This window comes from Amphibacillus marinus, from assembly GCF_900110345.1.
In the GTDB taxonomy this organism is placed as follows: Bacteria; Bacillota; Bacilli; order Bacillales; family Amphibacillaceae; genus Amphibacillus_D; species Amphibacillus_D marinus.
The window spans coordinates 153112-165742 of record NZ_FODJ01000006.1; the positions used below are offsets into that span (position 1 = coordinate 153112).

Consider the following 12631-nt stretch of genomic DNA (forward strand, 5'->3'; position numbering starts at 1 on the left):
ATCACCTTAATCCTTTATTAAAAAGCTCATTTAATCTAGCTAATTCATTGAATGGTACTCGTTTGTTAATTATCATAACATCTATTTTATAACAATACTAAAAATAATTTCAACAAAATTCGCTATATTTAATGTAAATCAGTCAGAGAGCTTCATAACTTTAACATATTTAGCACGATTTCCGTTTTAAGACATAGCTCTACTCACGCTCTAGCTAATTTGTTTCCTGTCACGAGATCAGGTTATATTAGACAAAAAAAGAAAAACGCACCTAAGTGATGCGCTCTAAATTTGATATTAGTACTTCATTAAGGTTAACACATCATGGCCATTTAGTTTATCACGACCATTTAAATAGCTGAGCTCAATTAAGAATGCACAGCCAACGACAACACCACCTAATTGCTCAACAAGCTTAACAGTTGCTTCAATGGTACCGCCAGTTGCCAGCAGATCATCTGTTATCAGGACACGTTGTCCTGGCTTAATTGCATCTTTATGGATGGTTAAAACATCTTTACCGTACTCAAGACCATACTCAACTTTAATCACGTCACGAGGGAGTTTACCTTCTTTTCGAACTGGTGCAAAACCAATCTCTAATGCATAGGAAACAGGACAACCAACAATAAAGCCTCGTGCCTCCGGTCCAACCACGATTTCGGCATTTTTTTCTTTTGCATAAGCGACAATTTCATCTACCGCAGATTTATATGCAGGCCCATTATCCATCAGTGTCGTGATATCTTTAAATTGAATACCCTCTTTTGGCCAATCTTGAACAACCGTAATATACTGTTTATAATCCATTAATTACTTCCTCCTTCATAGAGTGTTCCGACTCTATTTGACTCTTAAGCCATCGTTTTAATTGTTGATAATTAGAATAATACAACACTTCTTCTGCCTCACTTCTCGCTATTGCTAGCTGATATGAATGAGAATCCGTCAATGGTTTTTTCTCAACATCTGGATTAGGTCGTACTACTCCATTCGCTATTTTAACAAATTCCAGCTCAGAAAACACTTTAATTATAAATTCTATTTTATTTTTTTTCCATTGTTTATTTTTTATAATTAGATGCTGCTCTTGATTATGATCGTATTTCCCCCTCTGTAGGACGAGGCCATAAAACCATTTGAAGTCATCTCGATTAGGTAATCCAGTTAAAAAGTGCGAATGATCAGTTTGAAAGCAAGTGTAGATATTGTCGGGTTGTGTCAGCTTTAGCACTTCACTTAAATCCGCTAATTGATTAGGTAAATCAAGAATAACTAGTTCCGTTACCTCTATCTTGTTGGCCGTCAACAATTGCTCAAAATAGATGGCATTAGGGTGTAAACTATATGATCCCTGATGAAAATAGACAAATACTGTAGCTTTGTCAACAGAGGTTAGCTCCTGTTTCCAGAGCTTGGAACCACGGAAGTCAAACACTTGTCGCTCTTGAACCCTTAAATCCTGTACGAGTAGCTGTGGTGATCGTGATCCATTCCACTCATTAACCTGTAAGTGACCAATTGCTTCTATTGTTGTACCTGTTGTCATCTTATGTTGCAGGGAGCCCAATCCAAACCCCACAGTTGCGAGTTGATGGCTTTCCTGAGTTAAGGTAAGCTTTAAATGATTTTTATTAGCGCCAATTTGTCTTGCCTCTGTCGGCTCCGCCTTTATGTGAAATAAAGGTCGTGGATTTGCCATCCCAAATGGAGCCAGCTGCTCAATTTCCTGAATCATGACGATACTTAATAGAGACAAGTCAATGCTCGCATCAATTTGCGCTTGTTCCTGATAATCCTCTGGAGCAAGTTGGTTCCCAGCTAATTGATTAAAAGCAATCCGCAATTCAGCAATTTTGTCTATGGCAACAGTCATCCCAGCTGCTTGGGCATGACCACCAAATTGCAGAAATTTTTCTCTAATACTCATGCCATTTTCAAATAGGTCGAATGCTGTGATACTACGACCAGAGCCCTTTGCCTTGCCCTGTTCACTTTTAAGCGTAAGGCAGATAGCTGGTCGTTGAAAGGTACGAACAAGCTTAGAGGCAACAATACCAAGTACCCCTTCATTCCATCCTTCTTTAGCTAGGACAATAACATGTTTATTTGCCTCGGGATCCTGCTCGACTAAAGCGGTAGCCTCTTCAACAATTTGTTTGACAATTTCCTGTCGCTCTTGATTTATTAAATCAATTTCAGTCGCAATACGCTGTGCTTCTGCTTTGTCATCAGTTAACAATAGTTCGACAGCAGGATACGCTGTTTGCAAACGCCCTACTGCATTTAAGCGCGGACTGATGCCAAAGCCAATATCCTGCTCATCAATTCTCCCTTTTATCCCGGCAACCTCCTTTAAAGCAATGATGCCTGCACGCGATGATTGATTAATATAATCTAACCCGAGCTTTGCCAGAACGCGATTCTCTCCTTCTAGCGGAACAAGATCTGCAATGGTACCTATGACGACTAAATCTAGAAATTGCTTAGGGAAATAGCCTAGTAGATACTGCGCTAGCTTAAAAGCAACACCTACACCAGCAAGTGACTTAAATGGATAATCATCCGAACAATGGGGATGAATAATCGCTAATGCAACAGGTAATTGACCTTGGATCTCATGATGATCGGTAATGATTAAATCAAGTTCAAGCTCCTTTGCTACTTCAGCAGCTTCAAAGGCAGCAATCCCAGTATCTACAGTAATGACCAAATCAAAGCCTTGTCGCTTTGCTTCACGAAAGGCATTTGGATTAGGGCCATAGCCCTCGGTAAAACGGTTAGGAATATAATAATCACACATTGCTCCTAATTCGTGTAATGTTTCAACGAGAAGTGTTGTCGAGGTAACCCCATCAGCATCATAATCACCAAATACGAGGATACTCTCTCCTTTTGCGATCGCTTGATCGATTCTTTTTTTGGCGATAATAAGACCCTCTAGTAATTGAGGGTCTTGTAACTGTGCTTCTGTTGGATTCAAGAAACTTTTAATCTCATTTGGCTCAGTCAAGCCCTTTTTAGCTAAGAGCTGTTGAACAATATTCGTTTCTTTTGCAACTTCATTTTGATTATATGTAAATGTCCAATTCATTTTACTTTTTAACATAAATTCACCCCTGATCTATCTATTATACAAGACAAGCTCAGGGGGTTCAATCATTGTTATTGTTCTATAGAGTGATTGTGATCAATTAAGTCCGCTTCCGGCGTTGGCTGATCATCTTCAAGTGTAGGTGCAACACTTGAACGTAACCGTTCATTCTCCTGCTCTAATAACTTTACTTTTTTGCGCACACCAATTAAATGGTAAATACCAAAACCACCGGTAATTAAGCCACCGAAAAGCGTTGAAACTAAAATCAGTAATATTAGTGGTGATTCAGCGGTAGTGAATAAATAATTCACCTCAACTGGATCAACATTAATAACGGCAAAGACGGCGACAATTAAGGCAAAGACTAAAGCTGAAATAATATAAGCTTGTCCTTTCATATCAGAACACCTCACAAAATTAATATATCTAAATATACCACTAAATCCATTATGCCAAACTATTTAATAACACATACGTTTAAAAAAGAATGAAAAATCGGTTAACTTAATAGCGTCACTGTGCTTTCCTAAACCTGTGGGCTGTCATTTCGTTTGCGTTCGACATAAACAATTGGCTTTTCTTTTATAGTTCGACCACGCCAAACTAACCAAAGCTGAGCTGCTATAAACATTGATGAATACATTCCAGCAATTAAGCCGATAACGAGTGCGAACGAAAAATTTGAAATCGCACTTGCACCAAAAAAGTACAAAAGTATCGCGGCTACCACGATAGTAATACCCGTGTTTATGCTTCGCGTAAACGTTTGTCTTAGACTATTATTAACTATATTAGCAAGCTTAGAAAATGAGCGAACACGCTTTGCCATTTTAAGATTTTCCCTAATTCGATCGAAGGTTACAATCGTGTCGTTCATCGAATAGCCGACAATGGTTAGAACTGCCGCAATAATGGTAGTGTCGAATTCCATTTGGGTCATACTAAATAGAACGATGATAAAGAATGCATCATGCAGCATGGCAATGGTTGCAGTCACAGCAAAATAGAATTCAAAGCGAATAGTAATATAAATAATCATAAAAATCGATGCATACAAGACTGCTAGCAAAGCATTGCGTGCCAATTCTTGTCCAACAACCGGTGATACCGTACTGGCACTAACCTCCGTACCATATTGGTCTTCAAAGTAATCACGGACTTCGGTAATGGTAGCCTGATCCAGTTGTTCATTAAAGCGGACAACCGCTACTTCATTATTGACACCCGAGTAGGAGAGCGTATGTGGCTCCACACCGAGCTGTGCAAACATTGAAGTAATATCTTCCTCTGAAGTTTGTTCAATTGTATTCACTTCTATTCGTGAGCCACTCGTAAAATCAATACTTAAATTTAAGCCTAGAACGATAATTGATAGTATACCCATAATAGTCAGAAGACTAGAAATAATGAAGAATGGCTTGCGGTATTTAACAAAATCAAACTTCCATTTCGGCTCAACAAACTTTACAGCTCTAGCTTCCACGAGATCCATAACTTGAGCTTCTTTAATCCCAAACCACCGATAACGCTTTGTTAGAATATTACTTCTCACCCATAGACCGAGTAAAAGGCGTGACATAAAAACTGTAGTAAAAAAGCTAAGCACGATGCTGACAATCAGTAAGGTAGCGAAGCCCCTTACTGAGCTTGTCCCCAAAATAAACAACACTGCTGCAGCAATCAAGGTCGTAATATTGGCATCAACAATAGTTGAGAGTGAATTTTTGTTAGCAGCGTCAAAGGCTGCCTTGACAGTCTTGCCTAGCTTCAACTCTTCAGTCATCCGTTCGAAGCTAATAATATTGGCATCTACAGCCATCCCTACCCCTAAAATTAAAGCAGCAATACCAGGTAGAGTGAGGACACCATTCATCCAGCCAAACACAAGCATAACCAGATAAATGTACAGACTAAGGGTAATAACCGAAATCACACCCAAAAAGCGATAATAAACCACCATAAATAAAAAGATTGATAAGATGCCAAGTACACCGGCAAAAATCGTCTCATTCATTGCTTCAATGCCGAACTGGGCACTTACTGAGGTGGAGTATTCTTCATTTAAGCTAACCGGTAACGACCCTGCATTAAGAATATCTGCCAGTTGCTGTGCTGATTGTACCGTAAAGTTACCAGTAATCATAATAGTAGAACTATCAAGTACTTGCTCAATTACTGGTGCTGAAATAAACTTTGGTTCCGCCTCCATCATCTCATCATAATAAGCATCACCTTCCTCATAATCGAGCCAAATGACTAATTGGTTAGTAATATCAGGATTTGCCATAATGGTCTGCGTTGCTTCGCCCATTTTGGTACCGTCTTGTAACTGCACAGATACAATTGGTTGGTTAGTAGTCGGGTTAAAATCCTGTCTTGCTCCCCCTTCCACCAAATCAGAGCCACTTAAATATTCGCGATCCTCGACATCACGAAACGATAGGATAGCAGAGGTTGACAATAACTCTCGCGCTTCTTCTTCGTTAGTAATACCTGCAAGCTGAACACGAATTCGATTCGGCTCTTCAATCGAAAAGTTTGGTTCACTTACGCCGAGAACATCGACACGTTGTCGTAAGGATTGTACGGTAGCCTCAAGAACAGTCGCATTTATCTCCTGCTCCTCGTTTAAAGGCTCTACTTCATATAAAATCTCAACACCACCTTGCAGATCAAGGCCAAGCCTTAAATCTCGGGCGACATCCAGTGAGGTCGTTGCTAAAACAACCCCTAAAGTTAGTAAAATAATAAAAAAACTAATTAACCTGCTCTTTTTAACCATATTAACCCATTTCCTCCTAATTATAACCCTGCTTATTCGCTTTTTTATTTAATTGACATACTGCTGTCTAGTGCAAACCTCGGTTAATTATTGTCCATGATTGCGGCAATTGAAGACATTAAATCATCCGACTGGTGGGACTGCATTGTGATATAGCTCATGAAGACATGGGCATTTAAGTGAAGCACATCCTCAACAATTTGATGAAGCTTCTTTTCAGTCACCTTGCGCCATACTTTTGACTTTAAACAGGCCCAAACCGTGTTTGCAGTTGCCTCGTTGTAGCCTAACATTTGTAATTCGGTCACTTTACTTGCAATCACGTTTGTTATCATTGGGCGCCATTCCTCAATTACCTTTGCTTCCATTATTTTTCCTCCGATACTGTTTGTTAAATTAAGACAACAGGCATGCTTGTACGCCCATTATGCATATAGTTTATTGTAAATGAATTTTAAAACTTTGAGAAGGTAGGATTTCATTATTATGCCAAAGCAATCTTTTTTAAAGGGTACTTTAATACTCGTTCTTGCTGGACTCATTACCCGAATGCTCGGCTTTATTAACAGGATCATGATGGCAAGACTAATGGGGGATGAGGGCATTGGCTTATATAATATGGCATTGCCAACATTATTTCTTATGTATACATTATCACAGGTTGGCTTACCAATTGCTATTTCTAAGCGAGTTGCGGAAGCTGACGCACTCCAAGACCGCAAAAAAATAAAACAGATTCTTGTTGTTTCCTTGACGATTACCGGTAGTCTTAGCATTGTTTTTGTGGTATTTATGCTGTTCCTTTCACCTATTGTAGCTAATTACCTGTTAACAGATAAGCGAACCTTATATCCATTAATAGCCATTACACCAATGATTCCAATTAGTGCAATAAGTGCCGTGCTCCGTGGCTACTTTCAAGGGTTACAAAACATGAAGCCACAAAGCTATGCCCAGGTTATTGAACAAATTGTTAGAATTTTATGTATCACCTACTTGGTAAACTTATTAATGCCCTATGGCTTGGCCTATGCGGCTGCCGGTGCAATGTTTTCCGTTATTATTGGGGAGTTCGTCTCACTATTGTTTATGTTAACCTATTTCAAAACAAACAAAAAGGTTAAGGTAAGAAGACGATTCTTGTCAACCCTAAGGGCTAGTAAAGACACCTTATCTTCCTTGTTATCAATTGCCTTACCGAGTACTGGGAGTCGATTAATTAGCTCATTATCCAATTTTCTCGAGCCAATTCTTGTCGCTCAGAGTCTTTCACTTGCTGGCTTTACAACCGTCATGATTACTAAACAATACGGTGTTTTAACCGGCTATGCAATCCCTTTACTATTTTTCCCGACTTTTATTACGCATGCATTAGCGATTGCCCTTATCCCTAACGTTAGTGAAGCAGAAGCGAAAAAGCAGCATCGATTGGTGCATTATCGCATTAATCAAGCAGTTCGAATTTCATTTGCATCGGGCGCAATAGCAACGGTTGCTTTAATGCTATTCGCGGAACCCATTCTCCAATTTATGTACCAGGATACGCAGGCAAGTTACTTTATTAAATTTATGGCCCCTTTTTTCTTATTTGTTTATGTTCAATTCCCATTAAGCGCTACGCTACAAGCGCTCGATTATGCCAAAGTAGCCATGTGGGACACATTAATAGCAACAATTGTTAAATACATTGCCCTAGTCGCCTTAACCATCCAACCTCAATTCGGTATTTTCGGAACAATTATTGCCTTATCAATCGGTGCAATTTTAACCACACTTCTGCACTACGTTAATTTGAGGCGCCTAATTGGCTATCGGCTTATGCTGATCGATTTTATTAAAATGCTGAGTCTACTAGGGTTAACCTTTGTAGCTGGAAGAGGCCTTATTACCTTGTTCCCAAGCTATGCACAGCAACCTGTCCAATTAATATTGCTACTTACTTTGTTAGTTATAATCTATCTGGTTCTTGTCTTTGTCTTAAAAATAGTTACCTTTAAAGAAATCAGACCATTATTAAGAAAGCGCTGATTAACATAATCAGCGCTCATTTTTTATATCAATAAACCATTTTTCAGCAGAGTCAATGGTACAATAGGAGATCTGTGATAGCTCAAAAAAACCGCGTTTAGCTAATTCGGCTTTTAACCACTGCTCACTTTTATTAAGTAATGTTAAAGCATCCTTTTGAACTTCTCCATCAGTAATAAGTAGGTAGACAAATCCAGTAGAAACCGGGTTTTCTTTTTCAAACACTGACAGCTTCCCAGAAGGTTCAAGAATTGCAAATTCAACATCCTGAACACCTTTTACACCCTTCTCATGTAATTGTTGTGTTAAATCGTCAAAATTATAGCGCTGTTTCTTCATTTCATTTTCGTCAATCTGCCCATTGGCAATAATTAATGAGGGTTTTCCCTCAAACCAATCCCGAAATCGCTTACTTTTAAGCGAGAAAAACGCAGAAGCACGTTGAATTAAAACCAGTAACAGCATTGGGACAACCCCTTCCCAAAGCGGGGCTTTAGGATCTTCAATGGCAAAGACAGCAATTTCTGCCATCATCATGAAGATAACAATATCGAGCAAGCTTAATTCGCCTATTTCTCTTTTTCCCATTAAGCGGAAAAAGACAACAATAAAGCCATAGGTCATGAACGTTCTTAGAATAATTAACCACATGCATTTGCTCCTTAGCCAGTAGTCGATGTCTATACCATTCCCAATTACTTATGGTTTATGTAAGCTTAGAGGATAGGAAGCAAATACCTGAGCAGTATATAAACAGTGGAGACGAATAAGGAAAGCAAGACTAGGGGCACACCAAATTTCATGTAGCCAGTAAATGATATTTTTTCATTATCAGCCTCGGCTAACCCTGCTACGACAACGTTAGCTGTTGTCCCAATTAGCGAGCCATTACCACCAAGACAAGCACCTAACGCAAGCGCCCACCAGATCGGATCTAAATAGTCCATTCCATATGTTTGAAATTCTTGAATAACTGGTACCATCGCAGCAACAAATGGCGCATTATTAATGAACTGCGACAACAACCCAGAGACCCAAAGTACACTTATTGCCGTCAGAACTAAATCACCTCTTGTTAATGAAATTAAATATTGAGATACGAATTCTAACACACCAACCTCTTTTAGTGCACCTACTAAAGTATATAAAGCAATGAAAAAAAACAGCGTATCCCATTCAACCTCGGCAAAAACTTTTGTTACAGCAAGGTCCTTCTCTGTTAATAACAATAGTAGCACTGCTGCGGAAACCGAAACTGTCGTAAGATCAAGCTGAATAAACGCGTGTGATAGAAAGCCAATCATTGTAATGGATAGAATAATTGTACATTTATGCATCATCGACTTATTAACAATGTAGTCAGCTGCATTTTGGCTTAACAACTGATTAACTAAATAGGGCTTAACAGTAAGCTGCTTTCGAAATAAAAGAACCATAAAAATATTTGCAATGACAAGCATAATTAATACAACTGGACCCAAATGAAGTATGAAATCTAAAAAATCAAAATGCTCGACTGCTTGCCCAATCATAATATTGGGCGGATCACCAATAATCGTTGCTGTCCCACCAATATTAGCACTGAAAATAACAATTAATAAATACGGAAAAGCTGGCAATTCTAGGCGCTTTGTGATAGATAAAATAATTGGAACGAATAACAAGACAGCTGTGACATTATCAAGTAAAGCAGCACCTACTGCCATTAGCAGGGATGACCCTAATAACAATAGAATCGGCTGACCTTTCACAAGCTGAACAAGCGAGATTGCAATATATTGAAAAAGCCCTGTTTTCTCTGTTATTGCTACGATAACCATCATGGCAAACAGCAAAGCTATCGTATCCCAATCTATTGCCCATCTGAAGGCTTCCTCCCAGCTATAAACATGAGTAATCATTAACAGAATAGCTCCCGTCATGGCGACTAAGGCTTGATTCACTTTTCCAATAATAATAAAAAAATAACAAACTAAAAAAATGCTAATTGCAAGCATAACCGCCATCCGTCATCCTCCTTTTGAGCCCGTCCATAAATCATATGATTGATTCATTATATGATGATAACTTTATTCGAATGAGAATAGATGTCTATTTAATCAACTAGGCTCATATCTTTATAAAAAATGGACGAGTAGAAGGGAGGTTCCACTTTGAAACAACATTCTTCTGCCCTGCTGTATGGCTGGGTCACATTAATATTTTTATTAATCATAACAAGCTTGACCATGGCACTTGTACTTCAGTTTACATCTATAACAAACCCGTTATTAGACCAACTTGCTACTGTACTAGCCTTTGTCATCCTGTTTATTGCAGCTTTTATAGCTGGTTTAAAAGCAAAGAGTAAGGGCTGGTTAGTCGGCATTCTACTAAGTCTTGGCTTTAGCTTATTCGTCTTTTTGTTTCAATATTTAGGCTACGGTGAACTATTTAGTGTAAAGCAAATCATTTTTCATACCGGCTTTTTAGCAGCCTGTATTATTGGCGCAATTCTAGGTGTTAATTTAACCGGTAATCGGCAGCGGCCTGCCTAAACTTACTGTTTGTATGTATAGGTGTCATTTCGCTATCTAAAAAAGCAGTTGAAATATCCGAAACTTATTAACTTTTGTGCTTTGGCATTTACCATAGCCTGCACGGTTAAATAAGTATGGATATTTCAACTGCCATTATTTTTTTCAAATATTACACAAGCTGTTATAGCAAAAATGTGGAGCCAATAATTCCAACTAAACCAATAAGTGCAAGAATTAAAACAGGGAGCTTTGGCATTTGCTCATTATTATCCATTGCCTTGCCAAACATAAAAAAGACAAATGGATGAACCAAGAAGGTCATAGAGAAGGTAAACGTGATTAAGCCCGCCGTCTCTGCTCCAAACATGCCCTCTTGAATAGCTGCAAATAAGCCAAAGTGGGAGATTGAAGAAGCTTTAGCCATTGCACTAAAATCCATTGACATTGAACCGAAGCTGAGCAGTAACAGCCCACCAAATATTGCAATAACTTGCCACCCGAACCCGAATTTAAGTAATGCTTTTAGCTCTTCCTTATCATTATCAGCTTTTCTAATATGCAATAAGCCCATTATTGTCAATAGAATCCCGATAACAAGCATTATTATTGAGGGGATAATTAGTAAAGCCCCCTGATTAGAACTGATTGCTAAGATTGCAAATACAAAAATGTGCATAGCAAACGGGATGTTAACAAGCATTGGAGCTCGATTAGTAGCCTTCTCCCCGAGATCACCGGCAGTACAAGCGCCTGTAAGACCCGTGTGAGAAAGAGCGCCTGCTAAGCCTGGTGCAAGATTACGGACACTCACAGTCTTGCCAAAATAAATTAAAAGTGCCATTCCACCGAACATCCAAAAAATTTGGCCGAAAAAACCATAGCCTAACACAGCACCTGTCCCTTCAATTTCAAAAACCTCAATAATTCTAGATCCGCCTACAATGAAATTCGCCGCTAAAACCACTGGAATACCTGCAAAGAGGAGCGCCTTAATAGTCGGTCCTAGTATATATTTGTAACAAATTGCTCCCAATGCAGTTGTAATAACCATCGAGAAGAAAATAGCAGGTAATGCCAGCAGACTATTTATCAATTGAGATAAATAGAATGAAATTATGATAACGCCAATAATTGTAATAATTTCAAGCGCACCTTTTCGTATGTATAATGGCTTGTTAATAATCGTTGCTTTACTATCAATTAAAATAATTGATCCTACTAAACCTAGGTATGCCATAATTGGATAGTAGTTTGCTAATGAACCAGTGTTTAATCCTAGTAGTAAACGCGCAGTTGCTTCAATACCAATAAACAAAAAGAATGATCTGACGATTAGAACAAGCTGTGTTCTAGTCGTACCAAGAACAGCCTCTTCTTCATTATGAATAAGCCACTCCTCGGTATCATTTGCTTTATTACCAAATAATTTACGAATTTCTTGCCCTCCTACAAAAAAGGTAACAATTAAGGCAATGTTAGTTGTTTTTGAAAGTAATTCAATTACTGGGAATTGTTGAAGACCCGGTTCAGCAATTCCACTATAAACTAATGCGAAGCCCATAGCTAAACCGAAGATGACAATGATTAAGATCGGGGAATATCGAGTGCCAGCAACGACTGTCCTGGCAATTAAAATCATTGGGACAAGCAAGAAGAGCGACAATAAAAAATGATTTAATAATTGCAAACTATCAATTTGTTGAATAAGTTGTTCCATTAACTTGCTCCTTTTCAAAAGAATTTATGCACACTTATTCATATTACTTTGTTTTCACTTCATAGTAAACGCTATCTTGAATACTGTCACAATATGTTCATAATAAGGCCAAGCAACGCTAGGCCCAAATATTAAGAGAAAACCTCTAAGCTAAATAACAGCCTAGAGGTTCAACATCATTCATTATATTTGTTCTGCTGGTGTAGTATCCGACTGGGCAACAACTCGTTTAATAGCATTACGGTCAAATGTTAGCTTATGACCCTTGTCCACTGTGATGACAATCTTATCTTCATCAATAGCATCAACCGTACCATATAGGCCACCAATTGTTACAATTTGATCGCCTTTCTTTAGATCAGATTGCATTTGACTAACTTCTTTTTGTCTTTTTTGCTGTGGACGAATAAGAAACAAGTAAAACACAAGACCCATTAAAAGAATTGGTGAAAAACTTAATAATCCTCCTAAAGCACCTTCCATTTCAT

General features: G+C 38.4%; 11 protein-coding genes. 2 read left to right on the forward strand and 9 right to left on the reverse strand.

The genetic code is table 11. The features are described from left to right. Positions 1-297: 297 nt before the first annotated feature. The 5 genes from BM000_RS09930 to BM000_RS09950 form a co-directional block, all read right to left on the reverse strand. The gene (locus tag BM000_RS09930; protein ID WP_091497566.1) at positions 298-810 is read right to left on the reverse strand and encodes an adenine phosphoribosyltransferase; all 513 of its coding nucleotides are present in this window, start codon (positions 808-810) and stop codon (positions 298-300) included. After that, entirely contained in the window at positions 800-3109 is a 2310-nt protein-coding gene (gene recJ / locus BM000_RS09935) for a single-stranded-DNA-specific exonuclease RecJ (protein WP_091497569.1), read from the reverse strand. The genes BM000_RS09930 and recJ overlap by 11 nt, the downstream gene beginning before the upstream one ends. A 56-nt stretch (positions 3110-3165) precedes the next feature. Next, a complete protein-coding gene (locus BM000_RS09940) occupies positions 3166-3495 on the reverse strand; it encodes a LapA family protein (protein ID WP_091497572.1) in 330 nt (109 codons plus the stop codon). A gap of 128 nt (positions 3496-3623) precedes the next feature. Then, positions 3624-5879, reverse strand: coding sequence for a protein translocase subunit SecD (gene secD / locus BM000_RS09945; RefSeq protein ID WP_091497574.1), 2256 nt, complete (start codon positions 5877-5879; stop codon positions 3624-3626). Positions 5880-5962: 83 nt separating this feature from the next. After that, on the reverse strand, positions 5963-6247 hold the full coding sequence (locus BM000_RS09950) for a post-transcriptional regulator (RefSeq protein ID WP_091497577.1): 285 nt from the start codon (positions 6245-6247) through the stop codon (positions 5963-5965). A gap of 118 nt (positions 6248-6365) precedes the next feature. On the opposite strand from BM000_RS09950, the gene spoVB reads away from it, so the two are divergent. Continuing rightward, complete coding sequence (spoVB, locus tag BM000_RS09955; RefSeq protein ID WP_091497580.1) at positions 6366-7907, forward strand: stage V sporulation protein B; 1542 nt, start codon at positions 6366-6368, stop codon at positions 7905-7907. 9 nt (positions 7908-7916) lie between these two features. Here spoVB and BM000_RS09960 read toward each other — a convergent pair whose 3' ends face one another. Together BM000_RS09960 and BM000_RS09965 are read right to left on the reverse strand one after the other, a co-directional pair. Further along, entirely contained in the window at positions 7917-8558 is a 642-nt protein-coding gene (locus tag BM000_RS09960) for a DUF421 domain-containing protein (RefSeq protein ID WP_091497583.1), read from the reverse strand. A gap of 65 nt (positions 8559-8623) precedes the next feature. After that, the gene (locus BM000_RS09965) at positions 8624-9913 is read right to left on the reverse strand and encodes an ArsB/NhaD family transporter (protein WP_091497585.1); all 1290 of its coding nucleotides are present in this window, start codon (positions 9911-9913) and stop codon (positions 8624-8626) included. Positions 9914-10060: 147 nt separating this feature from the next. On the opposite strand from BM000_RS09965, the gene BM000_RS09970 reads away from it, so the two are divergent. After that, positions 10061-10444 (forward strand): TIGR04086 family membrane protein, encoded by a 384-nt coding sequence (locus BM000_RS09970; protein WP_091497588.1) that lies wholly within the window; start codon positions 10061-10063, stop codon positions 10442-10444. Positions 10445-10607: 163 nt separating this feature from the next. Here BM000_RS09970 and BM000_RS09975 read toward each other — a convergent pair whose 3' ends face one another. Together BM000_RS09975 and yajC are read right to left on the reverse strand one after the other, a co-directional pair. Next, positions 10608-12143 (reverse strand): hypothetical protein, encoded by a 1536-nt coding sequence (locus BM000_RS09975; protein WP_091497591.1) that lies wholly within the window; start codon positions 12141-12143, stop codon positions 10608-10610. A 183-nt stretch (positions 12144-12326) separates the two neighbouring features. Continuing rightward, the gene (gene yajC, locus BM000_RS09980) at positions 12327-12626 is read right to left on the reverse strand and encodes a preprotein translocase subunit YajC (RefSeq protein WP_091497594.1); all 300 of its coding nucleotides are present in this window, start codon (positions 12624-12626) and stop codon (positions 12327-12329) included. Between the last annotated feature and the right edge of the window lie 5 nt (positions 12627-12631).